The sequence below is a fragment of the Acidimicrobiia bacterium genome, assembly GCA_012959995.1.
In the GTDB taxonomy this organism is placed as follows: domain Bacteria; phylum Actinomycetota; class Acidimicrobiia; order Acidimicrobiales; family MedAcidi-G1; genus MedAcidi-G2B.
The window spans coordinates 45,910-62,035 of sequence record DUCC01000009.1; the positions used below are offsets into that span (position 1 = coordinate 45,910).

Annotated in this window: 17 protein-coding genes; 10 read left to right on the forward strand and 7 right to left on the reverse strand. The window is 56.0% G+C overall.

What is annotated here, in order from left to right; genetic code table 11:
• Positions 1–63 precede the first annotated feature (63 nt).
• Genes EYQ49_01695 through EYQ49_01705 form a run of 3 tightly spaced genes read left to right on the forward strand, consistent with a single transcriptional unit; the run spans position 64 to position 1,935 of the window.
• Positions 64–450 (forward strand): TraR/DksA family transcriptional regulator, encoded by a 387-nt coding sequence (locus EYQ49_01695; protein HIG24592.1) that lies wholly within the window; start codon positions 64–66, stop codon positions 448–450.
• 11 nt (positions 451–461) lie between these two features.
• On the forward strand, positions 462–1,007 hold the full coding sequence (lspA, locus tag EYQ49_01700) for a signal peptidase II (protein HIG24593.1): 546 nt from the start codon (positions 462–464) through the stop codon (positions 1,005–1,007).
• On the forward strand, positions 940–1,935 hold the full coding sequence (locus tag EYQ49_01705) for an RluA family pseudouridine synthase (protein ID HIG24594.1): 996 nt from the start codon (positions 940–942) through the stop codon (positions 1,933–1,935). The genes lspA and EYQ49_01705 overlap by 68 nt, the downstream gene beginning before the upstream one ends.
• On the opposite strand, the gene EYQ49_01710 is transcribed toward EYQ49_01705, so the two are convergent.
• Positions 1,932–2,372, reverse strand: a complete 441-nt coding sequence (locus EYQ49_01710) for an Rrf2 family transcriptional regulator (GenBank protein HIG24595.1) — start codon at positions 2,370–2,372, stop codon at positions 1,932–1,934. The two genes, EYQ49_01705 and EYQ49_01710, sit on opposite strands and share 4 nt — an antisense overlap.
• A gap of 44 nt (positions 2,373–2,416) precedes the next feature.
• On the opposite strand from EYQ49_01710, the gene EYQ49_01715 reads away from it, so the two are divergent.
• The 5 genes from EYQ49_01715 (at position 2,417) to EYQ49_01735 (ending at position 9,146) form a co-directional block, all read left to right on the forward strand.
• Positions 2,417–3,526 (forward strand): PglZ domain-containing protein, encoded by a 1,110-nt coding sequence (locus tag EYQ49_01715; GenBank protein ID HIG24596.1) that lies wholly within the window; start codon positions 2,417–2,419, stop codon positions 3,524–3,526.
• A gap of 37 nt (positions 3,527–3,563) precedes the next feature.
• Positions 3,564–4,064: a DUF2587 domain-containing protein gene (locus EYQ49_01720; protein ID HIG24597.1), complete on the forward strand. Its 501-nt coding sequence runs from the start codon at positions 3,564–3,566 to the stop codon at positions 4,062–4,064.
• Between the two features lie 64 nt (positions 4,065–4,128).
• Positions 4,129–7,671 (forward strand): DNA polymerase III subunit alpha, encoded by a 3,543-nt coding sequence (gene dnaE, locus EYQ49_01725; protein HIG24598.1) that lies wholly within the window; start codon positions 4,129–4,131, stop codon positions 7,669–7,671.
• 169 nt (positions 7,672–7,840) lie between these two features.
• The gene (locus EYQ49_01730) at positions 7,841–8,512 is read left to right on the forward strand and encodes a hypothetical protein (GenBank protein ID HIG24599.1); all 672 of its coding nucleotides are present in this window, start codon (positions 7,841–7,843) and stop codon (positions 8,510–8,512) included.
• A 4-nt stretch (positions 8,513–8,516) separates the two neighbouring features.
• Positions 8,517–9,146 carry a nitroreductase family protein gene (locus EYQ49_01735; GenBank protein ID HIG24600.1) on the forward strand — a complete coding sequence of 210 codons (630 nt, stop codon included), beginning with the start codon at positions 8,517–8,519 and terminating at the stop codon, positions 9,144–9,146.
• Here EYQ49_01735 and EYQ49_01740 read toward each other — a convergent pair.
• Positions 9,143–11,173: a thioredoxin domain-containing protein gene (locus EYQ49_01740; protein HIG24601.1), complete on the reverse strand. Its 2,031-nt coding sequence runs from the start codon at positions 11,171–11,173 to the stop codon at positions 9,143–9,145. The genes EYQ49_01735 and EYQ49_01740 overlap by 4 nt on opposite strands.
• A 71-nt stretch (positions 11,174–11,244) precedes the next feature.
• Between EYQ49_01740 and EYQ49_01745 the strand changes: the two genes are divergently transcribed.
• Positions 11,245–12,108 (forward strand): 1,4-dihydroxy-2-naphthoate polyprenyltransferase, encoded by an 864-nt coding sequence (locus tag EYQ49_01745; protein ID HIG24602.1) that lies wholly within the window; start codon positions 11,245–11,247, stop codon positions 12,106–12,108.
• 4 nt (positions 12,109–12,112) lie between these two features.
• Here EYQ49_01745 and EYQ49_01750 read toward each other — a convergent pair whose 3' ends face one another.
• From EYQ49_01750 to mshD, 4 genes are read right to left on the reverse strand one after another with little or no spacing between them, the layout of a single operon-like run.
• Positions 12,113–12,748 (reverse strand): ubiquinone/menaquinone biosynthesis methyltransferase, encoded by a 636-nt coding sequence (locus EYQ49_01750; GenBank protein ID HIG24603.1) that lies wholly within the window; start codon positions 12,746–12,748, stop codon positions 12,113–12,115.
• Positions 12,749–12,798: 50 nt separating this feature from the next.
• Positions 12,799–13,134, reverse strand: a complete 336-nt coding sequence (locus EYQ49_01755; protein ID HIG24604.1) for a hypothetical protein — start codon at positions 13,132–13,134, stop codon at positions 12,799–12,801.
• 4 nt (positions 13,135–13,138) lie between these two features.
• Entirely contained in the window at positions 13,139–14,239 is a 1,101-nt protein-coding gene (gene rlmN, locus EYQ49_01760) for a 23S rRNA (adenine(2503)-C(2))-methyltransferase RlmN (GenBank protein HIG24605.1), read from the reverse strand.
• On the reverse strand, positions 14,236–15,159 hold the full coding sequence (gene mshD / locus EYQ49_01765) for a mycothiol synthase (protein ID HIG24606.1): 924 nt from the start codon (positions 15,157–15,159) through the stop codon (positions 14,236–14,238). Before mshD ends, rlmN begins: the two co-directional genes overlap by 4 nt.
• On the opposite strand from mshD, the gene nth reads away from it, so the two are divergent.
• Complete coding sequence (gene nth / locus EYQ49_01770; protein HIG24607.1) at positions 14,981–15,676, forward strand: endonuclease III; 696 nt, start codon at positions 14,981–14,983, stop codon at positions 15,674–15,676. The genes mshD and nth overlap by 179 nt on opposite strands.
• Before the next feature lie 180 nt (positions 15,677–15,856).
• Here the strand turns inward: nth and EYQ49_01775 are convergent, their stop codons facing one another.
• A complete protein-coding gene (locus EYQ49_01775) occupies positions 15,857–16,048 on the reverse strand; it encodes a hypothetical protein (protein HIG24608.1) in 192 nt (63 codons plus the stop codon).
• Between the last annotated feature and the right edge of the window lie 78 nt (positions 16,049–16,126).

Below are 16,126 nucleotides of genomic sequence, written 5' to 3' on the forward strand. Positions count from 1 at the left end.
GTTGCGGCGAAGAAAACGCCTGCTAAGAAAGCTGCGGCAAAGAAAACCCCGGCCAAGAAAGCTGTGGTAAAAACTCGTTTCGGCAAAGTCTTCCTTGACAAGCAGAAAAAACTCCTCCTCGAAGAACGCAAGCGTTACGTAAAGAGCGCCGACATCCTCCAAGCCGAAGCCGACTCGCTTTTGGAAGGCCGCGAACCTGGGGACGTTCAGTTTGATGAAGAATCCGGCGAAGGCGACTCAGTAGCGGTAGCCCGCGACCTCGACCTGGCCCTTAGCGCCCAAGCCCGCGATGCCGTAGACGCCATAGATGCAGCCCTTGAGCGCATCAAAAAGAAGACCTACGGTGTTTGCATCAAGTCAAGCAAACCGATCCCCAAAGAACGCCTTCAAGTCATTCCTTGGGCCGCCGAACGAGTGGAGTACAAAGTCGGCGGACTAGGCACCCCCTAGGCCTCTCCGCCATGGTCGACATGAAAAAAATAAGCATTTGGGCCCCTGCGGTCGCCGCCGGCAGTGCGGTGTTAATGAGCGACCAACTCAGCAAATGGTGGGCACTCTCTGCTCTCGACGAGCATCAGATAATAGATCTTTTTTGGACATTGCGGCTGCGTCTAGTTTTTAACACCGGAGCCGCTTTTAGCCAAGGAGAAGGCCTCGGCCCCATTTTTGCTGTCCTGGTACTCGTTGTTTTAATAGTGGTAGCCCGACATGGCGCCAAACTCAATGACCCCCGTGCCCGGTTGGCCATAGGAATCATTACCGGCGGGGCCTTGGGCAACCTGGCTGACCGGCTCTTTCGCTCCGACGGTTCATTTTTTAATGGAGCAGTAGTCGACTTTATTGACCTGCAATGGTGGCCGGTTTTTAACGTGGCCGATGCTGCGGTAGTGATGGGTGGGCTGCTCATCATTTTGGTGGGAGTAGCCCACGACCGAACTCATGCCGGCCAAGGAACGCAAACCTCGCCAGAAACCTCTCCGGAAAGAGGTGCCACTCATGGCGACTGAACTCAGCGAAATAATCCCCGAAGCGTTAGCGGGCGAACGCCTCGACCGGGTGGTGGCTTTCATGGCCGACGTCAGCCGAAACCGGGCCGGCACGGCCATCGACGAGGGGCTGGTAACCCTCAACGGAAAAGAAGCCACTGCTCGATCTCGTCGCGTAAATACCGGTGAAAAAATTGTTATCGAAAACCTGCAGCGAAGCCCCGAAGCCGGACCTACTCCGCAAGCCGAAATAGAAATACCTGTTTTGCACGCCGACGCCGAAATAATCGTGGTAAATAAGCCCGCCGGCTTGGTGGTGCATCCGGGGGCCGGCAACGAAACCGGCACCATGGTCAACGGTTTACTGGCGCAATGGCCAGAAATCTCTGGGGTGGGGTCCTCTGAACGGCCGGGCATCGTTCATCGACTCGACCGAGGAACCTCTGGCGTTTTGGTGGTCGCACGCACCCAACAGGCCTACCACCACCTAACAGAGCAACTGGCCGACCACAGCATGGGGCGACGCTATAAAGCGCTCTGCTGGGGCCATTTTGAAGCGGCTAACGGGGTGGTCGACGCTCCCATTGGGCGTTCCGACAAAGATCGCACCCGGATGGCCGTGGTAGCTGCTGGACGCCCCGCCCGTACCCATTACGAAGTACTTCAAGAATGGGAAAATCCTGAAGTCTCCTTGGCGGAATGCCAGTTAGAAACCGGACGCACCCACCAGATCCGAGTACACCTCTCGGCCATTGGGCATGCCCTGGTGGGCGACGGCGCTTACGGCGGAGACCGCATCGGCTTGGACCTTGATCGCCCTTTCCTCCATGCGGCGCATTTAGGTTTTGAACATCCCAACGGTTCAGGTTGGGTGTCGTTCGACGCAGAACTGCCTGATGATTTAGCAGACCTGCTTACTCAACTAAAAGAACCCGAGACGGATACTTAACTGGTTGGCCACTCTTGGTCGCCGCGAGCCATAGCCACGATGTCATGCAAACTAAACGAATCTAAATAAGTCCGCATATGGGTACCGGCATCGGCCCAAATCGATAACAACACGCACTGCCCCTCATGGTCGCAAGCGCCCTCGGTATGCGGCTCGTTAAAATCGCCAGCCACAATTGGGCCATCGACGGCGGACACAATTTGTGATAACAAAATATCTTCCGGGGCTCGAGCCAACAAGTAGCCGCCACCCACGCCTCGTTTGGAACGCACCAAGCCAGCGCCTTTTAGCGCTAATAAAATTTGTTCAAGGTAAGGCTGAGGAAGATCGGTTTGATCAGCGATCTCGCGCACCGACCGCGGAAGATCGCTTTCCTGAGCCAAAGCCAAGGAAAGTAAAGCACGGCTGGCGTAATCGCCACGAGTAGATACCTTCACGCCTACCGATACTAGACGGCGAATAACTCGCTACGGTCATGTTCATGAACTCGGCTTCTTATGCTTCTCCGGTTTTGCCCGACTTTGCTGGCGGTTGCCTTACCGGTTTGGTCCCCGCATTGGTGGAAGGCGACACCTCGCCTGCCTGGATAGCCGCCGAAGTATTGGAAGCCCAACAAATAATTTTGTTAGTTCTGGACGGTTTAGGTTGGCACCAGTTGCAGGAGCGAACCCATATAGCTCCTACGCTCAGCGGCCTCTCGGGCGGAGCGATCACCACGGTGGCCCCCAGCACCACGGCGGCGGCCCTGACCTCTATAACCACCGGAAAGCCGCCAGGAGAACACGGCCTGGTTGGTTACCGCATGCCAATAAATGGAAAAATTTTAAACACTCTGCGCTGGTCAACCGGCCAAGGTGATGCACAAAAACAAATCATCCCCACGGAAATTCAACCCTGTTTGGCTTTCGGCGGGCAATGGCCGCCAGTGGTAAGCCAAAAGAAATTTTCTCATTCCGGCTTCACCTTGGCCCATATGACCAACACCCGGCAAGTGGGTTACGAAAACCGACAAGGCCTCGTAGATGGCGTAGTGGAACAAATCAACAACGGGGAGCCCTTCGTCTACGCCTACTGGGATCGCATCGACCAGATGGGCCACGAGTTTGGTTTTGGTGACCAATACTGCGAAGAATTAGCTGCTTGCGACAAAATGATTACTGAACTGATTAACCGCTTGAACCCGGGGGTGGCTTTGCTGGTGACTGCCGATCACGGGCAAGTGGAAGTCGGGGACCGCATGTTGGACCTTCCCCCAGAAGTTACCAAACTCATCGACGGGCAAAGCGGCGAAGCCCGCTTCCGATGGCTACATGCCCGTTTGGGAAGCAGTCAAGAACTCTACGCGGCAGCAACCGAAGCTTTCGCCGACGTGGCATGGGTGGTTACTGCTGAGCAAACGGTGCGCCAAGGCTGGTTTGGCCCGCAGGTGACCGAAGCGGCGCGCTCTCGATTAGGAGATATTGCGTTGGTCGCCCGAGACCCGGTGGGCTTTCGTGATGCGGCAGAGGTCATGTCCATTGAGTTAATCGGACGCCACGGCTCGCTTACCGCAGAAGAAATGCTGGTACCGGCAATAAGTGTGGTGACCTGACCCGCACTGCGGGTTCAGTGGCGTAGAGTCAGTTTCAATGGAATCTCAAGGCGAAAAAAACAGCAACCTCGAACTCCCGGAAATAATTTCGGCACCCGAGTCGAGTGAAGAAAAAACGGCTGACCAACAACCCGGTGAAGTGATCGAACAACCAGCCAAGGTCATGCGGGTAGGCACCATGATGCGCCAACTCCTCGAAGAGGTGCGTTCCGCCACCTTGGACGAAGCCAGCCGAGGGCGGCTAAAAGAAATATTCGAAAGCGCCGTAGAAGAAATCGGTTCAACCCTTACCGATGACCTACGGGCCGAACTTGATCGCCTGGTCTTGCCCTTTGCCGACGAAGCACCCAGCGCCGCCGAACTGCAGATTGCTCACGCCCAACTGGTGGGCTGGCTAGAGGGCTTAGTACAGGGCATACAAGCCACCTTGTTTGCCCAGCAACTCGAAATGCAACAACAACTGGCCGGCATGCGCGTCGGTGAAATCGGCACCGGAGAAGAGCACAATCCCGAACGCCCCCACGGCAGCTACCTCTAAGTCGGATAATTCTTTTCTATGAACCGGTTAACTGTTTCGTTATCTGATAAACCATCAGGCACCCATGGCTGACTCTTTTACCCACCTCCACGTCCACACCGAGTACTCCATGCTGGACGGTGCAGCTCGCATCGATGACCTGGTGACCGCGGCGGTAGCCGACGGACAGAGCGCTTTGGGGATCACCGACCACGGCAACATGTATGGAATTTTGGACTTCTACCGGGCCTGCCACGCACAAGGGGTGAAACCCATTTTGGGCACTGAAGCGTACATGGCCTACGACTCTCGACATGAGCGCCCCTCACGAAGAGGCCGAGTGGACGACTCAGGCGGCGACACCGGCAAAGGTCGCAAACTTTACTACCACCTGACCTTGTTGGCCGAAAACCAAACGGGCTACCGCAACCTTATTCAGGTCGCCAGCCGGGCCTTCATGGAGGGCTACTACTACAAGCCTCGAGTGGATTGGGAAGTCCTGTCCGACCACCATGAAGGCCTGATTGCCACCACCGGTTGTCTCGGTGGGCAAGTACTACAGGCCCTGATGGCCGACGATTATGAAGGCGCCAAAGCAAAAGCTGCCCGGCTGCAAGACATTTTTGGCCGAGAAAGCCTGTTCGTGGAGCTCCAAGACCACGACATTCCCGAACAACACCGCACCAACCCGCAGCTCATCAAATTGGCCAAAGAAATTGGCGCCCCTTTGCTGGCCACCAACGACAGCCACTACACCCACCAGCACGACGCCAAAAACCATGATGCGTTGCTGTGTGTGCAAACCAGTTCGTTAATGAAAGACCCCAACCGTTTCAAATTCCACGGCGACCAGCACTACCTCAAATCTGCTTACGAAATGCGCAACCTTTTTTCCGAAGTACCGGAATCCTGTGACAACACGCTGCTTATCGCCGAACGCGCCAACGTTGAAATTGAGTTCGGCAACCCGCAACTCCCGGACTTCCCTATCCCCGAAGGGTTCGACGACGACGACGCCTACCTCGAGCACCTGACCCTGAGCGGAGCAAAAAAACGCTGGGGCGACCAACTGCCCGAAAAAGTGACCGACCGCTTGGTCTACGAACTACGGGTCATTCGCGACATGGGGTTCTCCTCGTATTTCCTAATTACTTGGGACCTCATTCGCTACGCCCGAGATCGCGGCATTCGGGTGGGTCCGGGCCGAGGAAGCGCCGCCGGTTGCGCCGTGGCCTATTGCCTGCAAATCACCGACCTCGACCCTATTCGTTACGATCTCTTGTTTGAGCGTTTCTTAAACCCCGGCCGAGCCTCTATGCCCGACATTGACATGGACTTTGACTCCCGCTACCGAGACGAGTTGATTCGCTACGCCGCCGATAAATACGGCCGCGACCACGTAGCCCAAATCGTTACATTTTCTCAAATTAAAGCGCGTGCTGCGGTACGAGATGCCGCCCGAGTACTGGACTTTCCCTACGCCATGGGAGACAAAGTCGCCAAAGCTATGCCTCCGTTGATTATGGGCCGAGACACACCGCTGGCCGCCTGCCTAGAAGAAGTCGAAGAACACCGAGGTGGCTACAAAATGGCTACCGAATTGCGTGAAATGTACGAAACGGACGAAAACGTTCGCCAAATCATTGATGTCGCCAAAGGCCTCGAAGGGATGCGGCGTCAAGACGGTATTCATGCCGCCGCCGTGGTGATTACCAAACAACCACTCACCGACTATCTGCCCATCCAACGAAAACCAGAATCCGGCCAAGACCCAGACCTCGCTCCGGTAGTTACTCAATACGAAATGCACGGTGTGGAAGACTTAGGCCTCCTCAAAATGGACTTTTTGGGCCTCCGCAACCTTGACGTCATTACTGACACCTTGCTGCTGATTAAAAAAACCCGTGGAGAAACGGTCGACATAGACAACGTTGACCTCAAAGACGAAGAAACCTTTGCCTTATTGGCCGCCGGCGATTCCATCGGGGTGTTCCAATTGGAATCCACCCCAATGCGGGCTTTGATGCGGTCGCTGGCCCCCAACAGTTTCGAAGACGTCGCCGCTTTGGTGGCCCTGTACCGGCCCGGCCCTATGGCCGCCAACATGCACAACGACTATGCCGACCGAAAAAACAAGCGACAAAAAGTTACCTATTTTCACCCAGATGCCGAAGAAATTTTAGGCGACACCTACGGGCTCATGATTTACCAAGAATCAGTGATGCGGGTGGCACAAAAGTTCGCCGGTTACTCCTTGGCTCAAGCAGACAACCTACGGAAAGCTTGTGGCAAAAAAGTTCGCTCTTTGATGCAAGAAGAACGCCAAGGCTTTGTCCAGGGCTGCGAAGCCACTGGTTACGGTGCTGAACTTGGCGAAGAACTTTTCGACGTGATCGAACAGTTCGCAGACTACGCCTTTAACAAGAGCCACTCTTACGGTTACGGCTTGATTGCTTACCAGATCGCTTATTTAAAAGCCCACTATCCGGTGGAGTACTTAGCCGCTTTGCTGACCAGTGTGAAATCGAATCTTGATAAAGCGGCGGTCTACCTCAACGAATGCCGCATCCTAGATATTGAGGTAGGGGTTCCCGACATCAACCTGGCCCATAGCGACTTTCACGCCGTGCCTGCGCTTGATGACCTAGAGGCTAAGGACCGCATTGTTTTCGGCTTGTCGGCGGTAAGAAACGTGGGGGAGGGCTTGGTTTCTTTAATGGTGGCCGAACGAGAAGAAAACGGCCCCTTCGTGGATTTCTACGACTTTGCGGAGCGTTGCAACCAAACCGTGCTCAACAAGCGCTCGATCGAATCGTTGATCAAAGCCGGAGCTTTCGACAGCCTGGGGCATGCCCGCCAAGGATTGTTGCTGGCCTTCGAATCCATTGTGAACCACACCTTGGCCCGGCGCCGGGAGCACGATATGGGAGTAATGTCGCTCTTCGGCGAAGCTAACGACGGCCCGGCTTTTGATGAGCGAGAACCCATCACCGATCTCGAATTTGAAAAAATGGTCCGCCTGTCTTTCGAAAAAGAAATGCTGGGCCTCTACGTCTCCGACCACCCATTGATGGGCATCGAAGGCGCTCTGCGGAGACGGGCCGATGTTTCGGTTGCAGACATGCTTGAACAAGAAGAGGGAGCGTTCCGCACGGTGGGCGGGGTTATCACCAACCTCGACAAAAAATGGACACGAGCGGGCAAACTCATGGCGGTGTTCCAGTTAGAAGATTTAGGGGGCGCTGTGGAGGTGGTGGTGTTCCCCAACAATATGGAGACCCACGGCCACAAGCTAGAAGATGACCGGATTGTCTTGGTAAAAGGCCGCATTGACGTGCGTGACGATACGCCCAAGATGATCTGTCAGGACTTAGAAATCTTTACCCCCGCAGAAGTAGACGAAGCACGGCCGCTGCGGGTGAAGCTCCCCTTATCCCAAGTTAACGAAGAAATGATCGACCACTTAAAAGATCTTTTTAAAGCCCACCCCGGAAACTCGGAAGTCTTTTTGCATCTCGGAGAGCGACAAGTGCTGCGCCTACCAACTGATTTTGCGGTTAACCCGGCCGGGGGACTGGTAGCAGAACTGCGAGTTTTGTTAGGTGCCGAAGCAGTAGTTATCGGCTGAATCAACCAAGCTAATTTTGGGGGGTTGGTAACGTGGACTCAACACGGCAGGCTTAAGAAGACAAAATTGGCCTTTAAGCGAGCATTTCGTTATGAACTGCTCCTTTAATCAAGCGAATGACAGATTCCCCAAAGACGATAAACCCTAAACCGGGTGGAGGTTGTGACCAATGGCTGCTATTGAGGTAGAGACCCAAGACTGTTCCATGCTCGGTGATGCCGAAATTGAAGAAATGGCTGACCTGTGTGTTGAGGGAGCGAATGCTTTCGAAATTGGCTTGATCTCAAAGCAAACCGAAGCCTGGGTGCTGGCCACCACTGCACGAGAAAACGGCCGACTGAAAGGCTTCGCCCTGTGCACGTTAGAACGCATCGGCGGCACCCCCAGCGTGATCATCGGCATGGCGTCAATCCATCCCACCTCGCGACGCAACACCGTGCTGCGGGCCGTGATTAACGAACTCCAATGCCGGGCCGTTATGGCTTTTCCTGACGAAGATGTTGTCTTCGGCGCTCGTTTCAATAGCCCCGAGGCCCTAGAGGCCTATCGCTCGTTAAGCGATTTGATTCCTCGGCCAGATCATCGGGCCACCGGGGAAGAACGAGCTTGGGGACGCCGCTTTGTTAAGCGTTTTGGTTTGCCTTCCGCCTCCTACGACGAACGCGCTTTTGTCACCACCGGTGACGGCTCGGCCCCCTGCGTATTTGACCATGTCTCGTTGAAACCAGAGAGTGTCGACCCAGAAATTGCTGCCATTTTTAAGAAACTGAAAACAAAGCGTGGCGACTCGGTGGTGTCTTGGGGTTGGGCCATGTCTGAGGACCTCGAAAAACTCGCCTAGAAGTATGCAAAGCGCAGGTGGTGCGACACCGGGGGTTGCACAAGCCTTGGCCGCTCGCCGGAGTTGCCGCAATTACCGGCCCGACCCACTGCCCAGTGAATTACTAAACGGACTGATTGATCAAGCGCGCCGAGCCCCCACCGCAGGGAATTGTCAAGGGGTAGAATTTTTGGTCCTTGACCAGCCTGACCAAGTGGCTGCTTATTGGGAAATCACCTTGTCGGAGGAAAGAAAAAAAGCCTTCCCTTGGCCAGGCCTTCTACTTGCTCCTGCTTTGGTTGTTCCATATGGGATGCCTAGCCGCTATCTCGAGCGATACCGCGAACCCGACAAAGCAATGGCCGAAATGGGAGAAAACATCGAACAATGGCCAGTGCCTTACTGGCTGGTAGACGGGGCAGCAGCAGCCATGGCCTTACAACTTTTGGTTGTGGAAGCCGGTTTGGACTGCTGCTTCTTCGGGCAATTCAGCCATGAAAAAAATATTGCCGACCGATTCGGCGTGCCCCAAGAGGCCGTGGCTGTCGGCACCTTGGCTATCGGCTATGCCGCCGATGATCGCCCCAGCAAGTCAACAAAGCGCCCCCGCCGCCCTCTGGCAGAAGTACTGCATAACGGCCGCTGGGGCCGTTAGTGCTTTTCGAGAGCTTCGAGTAAGTCCTCGGGAGTACTCACCGGCGCTCGGCACGAAAAGTTTTGACACAGATAGGCCAAACCTTCTTGTCGGCCTTCCCAAAGGGGCCCGGGGAGGGGCTCGCCCCAAGAGAGAACCAAATTAGGTCGCCAGGTGGAGCGCACAGCAGTCAACAGGTCGGGGCGGGTTCCGGGAATGACCAACTCGCTAAGCCCGGTGAGGTGCATGTCCACGGCTCCTAAAAGGTGACCAAAAGCGGTGGCATGGGCGGCGGCGGGCGCCCCAAAAAGCGCCAGCGTGCCTTCGGCCGCCTCGAGGTAGCGGTCTTCACCGGTTAGCGCACCTAAACGCAAGAGCGCTCCGGCGGCCAAACTGTTGGCCGATGGTAAAGCATTGTCCATGATTTCTTTGGGGCGAGCCACCAGCGCCGGAGCATCGCTTCCGGTAGAAAAAAATCCTCCTCGTTCTGGGTCGCTAAAGAACTCCAACAAAACATCAGCAGTTTGGGTAGCTACTTCAATCCAACGGGCTTCACCGGTGGCTTCGCTCAAGCGAACTAGGGCGTCAATCATGGCGGCATGGTCGGCGGCAAAGCCGAGTTGACGGGCGCCGCCGTCGGCCTGCCACGAGCGCAACCAGCGGCCCTGCCCCTGGTGTAAATGGGTACAAAGAAAGTCAGCGTTTTCTTGGGCCGCTTGCAACCAGTCGGGGCGGTCCAAAGCAGCGGCCGCTTCGGCCAGGGTGGCCAGCATCAAGCCGTTCCATTCGGTAATGACCTTGTCGTCGAGGCCTGGACGAACCCGTTTTTCTCGTTGAGCCAGCAAAGATTGGCGGGCGTTTTCTATTTGGGTAGGGCGCATCAGCTCGCCCCGTCGAGGACGAAACAAGATATTGCTGCCCTCGAAGTTCCCCGTCTCGGTTGCCCCGTACCAGTCCAAGGCGGCGGGAGCATCGGGCCCACAAACGGCTTCGATTTCTGCAGTCGACCAAACAAAAAATCGACCCTCTACTCCTTCGGAATCAGCATCCTCAGCCGACGCAAACCCGCCACCTGGTTGGGTTAGGCGGCGTAGAACGTAACTGATGGTTTCTTCAGTCACCTGCCGCCAACGTTGGTGGCCAACAACTTGCCAAGCATGCAAATAAGTACGAGCGAGCAAGGCATTGTCGTAAAGCATTTTTTCAAAGTGGGGAACCAGCCATTGTTCATCTACCGAATAACGAGAAAACCCGCCGTCAAGGTGATCGTAAATCCCCCCAGAGGCCATGGCATCTAGGGTGGTGGTTAGTGCCTCTTGTGCTGCGGGATGGGGCTGGCGAGACAACAAGCGCAGCAACACATCAAGGCTCATGGCGGGAGGAAACTTGGGGGCGCCGCCAAACCCGCCCCATTGCTCGTCATGGTGGCTGAGCAGGGTTTCTACTGCTTCTTCGATGGCGTCAGGAGCGGGCTGCCCTTGGGGCTCGCTTGAAGCACTTCTTGCCATGTGAGGCAAAATCTTTTGGGCCAACTGTTCGAGGTCGGGGCGCCGTTCGTTCCACGCTTTGCTTACCTCGTTTAAAACCTGAGAAAAAGAAGGCATTCCTCCTCGGGGCTGGTCAGGCCAGTAGGTGCCGGCATGAAAAGGGCGGCCATCGGGATAACAAAAAACGGTCATGGGCCAGCCGCCGCGCCCGGTTAAGGAAGTCAAAGCATCCATGTAAATACTGTCAATGTCGGGTCGTTCTTCACGGTCAATCTTTACGTTTACAAATCCGGCGTTCATGATTTCGGCCGTCTCTGGGTTTTCGAAAGATTCGTGGGCCATGACGTGGCACCAGTGGCAAGCCGAATACCCGACAGAAAGCAAAATAGGCCGATCAGTATTCCGCGCCTCGGCAAAAGCTTCATCGCCCCACGGCCACCAGTCCACCGGGTTATCTGCGTGCTGACGTAAGTAAGGGCTGGTTTCATTGGCGAGCCGCTTCACAGAGGGCACTCTAGCCACTCCGTGTCTCCACGAGAGAGCCCCTCCGAGATGAAACATGGGGTCTGGCCCCATGTTTCATCTCGGGGAGAAGAGAGCATCCCGGGTGCGGGTGATGGCAGACTGTGATGATGCAACGATGGATACTAGGCGCACGATTGCGCACCTTGCCTGCAGCCGTGGTGCCAGTAATGGTCGGTACCGCCGCCGCTGCTGGCAACGGAATTATTTGGTGGCGAGCAGCCGCTGCTTTGCTGGTTGCCCTGTCGCTGCAAACCGGAACCAACTTTGCCAACGATTACGCCGACGGAGTACGCGGCACCGATGGGCCAGATCGCGTTGGCCCAGCCCGTTTAGTGGGGGCCGGCTTGGCCCGCCCCGAAGAGGTCAAACGAGCCGCCTTGTTGTCCTTTGGGGTGGCTGCTCTCGTGGGGGCGGTGTTATCTCTGATAGTGGCGCCGTGGCTGCTTTTGGTAGGGGCGACTGCCTTGGCGGCGGGCTGGTTTTACACCGGAGGCAAAAACCCCTATGGGTATCGAGGGTTAGGCGAAGTTTTTGTTTTTGTCTTTTTTGGTTTAGTAGCCACCATGGGAAGCACCTATGTGCAAGGCCGCCAGGTAACTTGGTTGTCTTTTTCCTCGGCGGTTGCTGTGGGCATGCTGGCTTGTGCGTTGTTGGTGATCAACAATTTGCGCGACCGCCCAACCGATGCCCAAGGAGGAAAAATAACTTTGGCCGTGCGCTTGGGGGACCGCCCAACCCGCTTGCTTTATGTTGTGCTGATAGACGGAGCGCTCATGGTGGCTTCGCTGGGCGTTTTTGTTCGCCCCTGGGCACCGCTAGTGCTTGGTGCAGGTTTGGTGGCCGCCCCCGCAATACGTCAAGTTTTGGGTGGAGCCAGCGGAAGTGCGCTTATTCCCGTTTTGGCTTTAACAGGAAAGGTCCAGATGGCGGCCGGCGCTTTGCTTACTTTAGGTTTGGCGCTATCTGCCTAAGGCGTTAACTGCGGGTAGCGGTCAACAATTGGGCAATGCCTCCGTTAAGCCGGCGCTTGGTTACTTGAGTAAAGCCGGCTTGTTCCATGAGGGCCAAAAGTTCCGCTTCCGGCGGAAGGTAAGCCACTGATTTTGGGAGATATTGGTAAGCGCTGCGGTCCGAAAGAAGCCCGCCGATGAAAGGAACAACTTTGCCAAAGTAGAGGCCGTGGCCCCAACGCAGAAAACGGTTTTGCGGTTGGTCTACTTCTAAAAGCGCAACGCGGCCTCCGGGTTTTATTACCCGAGCAAGTTCGGTAAAAAAAGGTGGCAGGGCGGTGAAGTTGCGCAAAGCAAACCCACAAGTCACCCCGTCGACGCTTTGTGCCGATACCGGAAGGCGCAAAGCATCGGCATGTACCAGTGGTGCGGTAGTGCGGGCCGCCACCAACATGCCCCACGAGACGTCCACGCCCAGGGGACGAAGTTCAGCTTTTTCTAGATCCAGACATAAGTCGCCGGTTCCGCAAGCCAAATCTAAAACTACGGCGTGCTTGGGGAGATGCAAATCTCGTACGGTCCTTTTGCGCCAACCAACATCCATGCGAAAAGTCATGATGCGGTTAACCATGTCGTAGCGGGGAGCAATTTTGTCGAACATAGAACGCACGGCGGCCGCTTTTTCTTCGCCCCGTGGGAGTTCTGAACCGCTCACTTAAACCACACCCGTTGGTGTTCTCGGCTCATGGGGTGGGTTAAGAGCACGACCAGGATGATGGGGAAAATAACGGAAAAAATAGTGTTGAAATGAAAGCCATAGATGTTTAGCCGCACCAGGACCGAAGCACCGGCGACGGCCACCCCGGCATACCAACCGAGGCGCCGGTCTTGGGCAATGAAGTAGGCGGCCGGAATCATCAACAACCCCAACACGGTTAAGGCCTGTACCCCGCGAGCCATGTTGAACACCCCCTCGATATAAAGCAACAAGGTGGCGGTGACCAGAGTCTGTGGTTGGTGGCGGTTAACCCACCGGCGTTGTTCCATGGTCTTATTCTGGCGGCGAATCTTGACGATCGCTCCGCGAAGGGAGGTCTACCGCCACCCGAGGCCGCTCTAAGCGAGTGGAGCGAAGTTGCCCGCAAGCGGCATCAATCTCGGTGCCTCGGGTGCGACGGATGGTGGCGTTAGCTCCCAAGTTGGTGAGATGCTCAGCGAACTTGCGCACCTGCTCGGGCGAAGAACCCTGAGAAGGCCACCCGGGGGTTGGGTTGAGGGGAATCAAGTTAATGTGCGCCCCCAGCGAGCGGGCAAAACTGGCCAATTGTTGAGCATCAACGGGCTGATCGTTTACGTCGGCAATAAGCGCCCACTCTAGAGACAAGCGTCGCCCCGTACGGTCAAAATGGACTCGACAAGCGTCCGCTAATTCAGCCAGCGGCCAGCGTTGGTTTATGGGCACCAATTCGTCACGGAGGTCATCGTTGGCGGCATGAAGCGACACGGCCAAGTTGACGGGGAGTGCTTCTTCGGCCATGCGTAAAATGCCCGGGACCATGCCCACAGTGGAAACGGTTATGTGGCGTGCCGAAAGACCCAAGTCGCCGTGTAGACGTTCCACGGCCGTCCAGGTGCGGTCGAAGTTAGCCAAAGGTTCACCCATGCCCATAAAGACCACGTTAGAGACCCGACGGTCGCCGGCTTCTTGTTGGGCTCGTATGACCTGTTCGACCATTTCTCCGGCGGTGAGGTGCCGGTCGAACCCCATTTGCCCAGTGGCGCAAAACCCGCAACCCATGGCGCAGCCCACTTGGCTACTTATGCAAACCGTGGAACGCTTTTGGTAATGCATGAGAACGGTTTCAATGAGCGCATCGTCGGTCAACCGCCATAACCATTTAATGGTTTCGCCCTGGTCGCCTACCGAGCGGACATCTTGGCGGAGAGCGGCCGGCAGAGCGGCACGGAGTTCTTCTCGCAAGTTTTTTGGCAAAGTCGAAATCTCATCGGGGTTCACCAAGTCTTTGTAGAGGCCTTGCCAAACTTGGTCTACTCGGTAGCGGGGGAGGTCGCCGAGCAGTTCGGCCAACTCGGCTCGACCGTGGTCGTAACGGGTAACCGGAAGTTGCCGGCTGGTTGGGTTCTCGGTCACCGGACGATCCGTTGGTAGGAGCGGTTAACGAGTTCTCGTTTGAAACCCATGGCGCTGTAAATGCGGTTGGCGGGCCGGTTGTCGGACTCCACGTAAAGCATTGAGTGTTTGAGCCCTTGTTCGGTCATCCAGTTGAGGCCAGCCAAAGTTAATTGGGCCCCGTAGCCCTGGCCATGCAGATCGGGGTCAATAGCGATGGCGTAGATTTCGCCGCGTGCCGGTTTCAGATCGTGGTGAACCTTCACCCAACAAAAACCTGCGACCTCGCCATCTAGTTCCCAAAGTAAAAATCCTTCCGGGTCGAACCAAGGTTCAGACATTTTTTCGGCCAACTGCTGGGCCGTCATGTCGCTTTGCTCGGGGTGCCAAGCAAAGGCTCGGTTGTTGATGTCTAGGAAGTCCTCTTGGTCTTCGTCGGTATAGGGGCGGGGTTCTAAGGTGCTGAGGGGCGCAGGCAGCGGGCGTTCTAAGCGCCACAGATCACGTACCGGGGTGAACCCGGCGGCCAAAGGTACTTGGTCGCTTTGCAAGGTGGCGTTTTCGATCCAGTATTCCAGCCGGCCGCCTCCGTAGTTCATTAAGGCCTGCCCGGCGGCTTCAAGCATGCGTTGTTGGCGGGGTTTGTCTTCTTCGGGTACGACAAGGTGAACCAGCCATGCATTGCGGGCTGGTTCAAGAGTGGCTGAGTCGGTGCCGTCAGAAACGGTGAGGGTTTGAGCGTCGTCTGGGGGAGCATTGTCCATGACCGGCGAGGTTACCGCCTGTGGCGGCAAGTGCTGGGGTACGGTTGAAGATATGGCACTTCCCCGATCTCCAAAAGGCCGAGCCCGCGTCACTAACCAGCGTTTATCTGAGGAATATCCGGATGCGCTTTGTGAACTCGACCATGAAAATCCGTTCCAACTGTTGACCGCTACCATTTTGTCGGCGCAGTGCACCGATAAGCGAATCAACATGGTGACCCCGGCATTATTTAAGCGTTACCCCACGCCAGAAGATTTAGCGGGCGCTCGCCCGGCGGAGTTAGAAGAGATCATCCGGTCGACTGGTTTTTATGCCGCTAAGGCCCGCAGCCTGTTGGGAATGGCTCAACGTTTGGTGGAGGTGTATGACAGCGAAGTGCCGGGAGACATGAAGGATTTGGTTTCTTTGCCGGGGGTCGGGCGCAAAACAGCCAATGTGGTAAGGAGCGTAGATTTAGGGCTCCCCGGATTGCCGGTAGATACTCATGTAGGCCGCTTGGCTCGCCATTTGGGCTTGACTACCGAAACCGACCCGGTGAAAGTTGAAAGAGAACTCAACCCCATGGTGCCGGCTGATGAACGAGGTTCGTTTAGTTTGCGTTTGATTTTACACGGGCGGCGAGTGTGCCCCAGTCGCAAGCCGCGATGCGAAGAATGCGTGTTGAACGATTTTTGCCCCGATTCAACCGCTTGAGGCCGGTTGTAAAAAAAATAGCTTCGGCGTCTTTCTTTGCGCAGTATTTTGTATTACTCTAAATGTTGCCGGGTCCCGCCACCCGGCCGCGAGGGAGGGTCCCGCCACCCACCTCGCCCGCTTGACGCCCTTCGGGGCGTCAAGCCTTTTTACGGCCTGTTTTCGTATTGGGGGCTGCGGTTAGCGTTGGCGCCCTAAGCGGCTGAGTTCACGTTGGGCAGCTTGTAGGTGGCGTTCTACCTCTAAGAGCGTGGAATTTTCGTCGGTTCGGTCGCCGTCGGGGTTTTCCATTAGCGCACTGATGCGTAGTGCCAAAGCGGTTATTTGGGTTTCCAACGAAGAAAGTTCACCGGGAGAAGGAAGCGTGGCCATAGGTCAAGTCTGCCCGAAGTTTTGGCAATGAACAATTTTCATGGGATGAAAAAAATGATGACTTTCTCTGGGCTGTGG

Coding starts and splice junctions, on each gene's coding strand:
- EYQ49_01740 (HIG24601.1), bottom strand. CDS start 11,173: ATGTTTCATCTCGGAGGGGCTCTCTCGTGGAGACACGGAGTGGCTAGA.
- EYQ49_01730 (HIG24599.1), top strand. CDS start 7,841: ATGGCTGCTATTGAGGTAGAGACCCAAGACTGTTCCATGCTCGGTGAT.
- EYQ49_01745 (HIG24602.1), top strand. CDS start 11,245: ATGCAACGATGGATACTAGGCGCACGATTGCGCACCTTGCCTGCAGCC.
- EYQ49_01715 (HIG24596.1), top strand. CDS start 2,417: ATGAACTCGGCTTCTTATGCTTCTCCGGTTTTGCCCGACTTTGCTGGC.
- lspA (HIG24593.1), top strand. CDS start 462: ATGGTCGACATGAAAAAAATAAGCATTTGGGCCCCTGCGGTCGCCGCC.
- EYQ49_01735 (HIG24600.1), top strand. CDS start 8,517: ATGCAAAGCGCAGGTGGTGCGACACCGGGGGTTGCACAAGCCTTGGCC.
- mshD (HIG24606.1), bottom strand. CDS start 15,159: ATGGTAGCGGTCAACAGTTGGAACGGATTTTCATGGTCGAGTTCACAA.
- EYQ49_01720 (HIG24597.1), top strand. CDS start 3,564: ATGGAATCTCAAGGCGAAAAAAACAGCAACCTCGAACTCCCGGAAATA.
- nth (HIG24607.1), top strand. CDS start 14,981: ATGACCGGCGAGGTTACCGCCTGTGGCGGCAAGTGCTGGGGTACGGTT.
- EYQ49_01755 (HIG24604.1), bottom strand. CDS start 13,134: ATGGAACAACGCCGGTGGGTTAACCGCCACCAACCACAGACTCTGGTC.
- dnaE (HIG24598.1), top strand. CDS start 4,129: ATGGCTGACTCTTTTACCCACCTCCACGTCCACACCGAGTACTCCATG.
- EYQ49_01750 (HIG24603.1), bottom strand. CDS start 12,748: ATGTTCGACAAAATTGCTCCCCGCTACGACATGGTTAACCGCATCATG.
- EYQ49_01705 (HIG24594.1), top strand. CDS start 940: ATGCCGGCCAAGGAACGCAAACCTCGCCAGAAACCTCTCCGGAAAGAG.
- EYQ49_01775 (HIG24608.1), bottom strand. CDS start 16,048: ATGGCCACGCTTCCTTCTCCCGGTGAACTTTCTTCGTTGGAAACCCAA.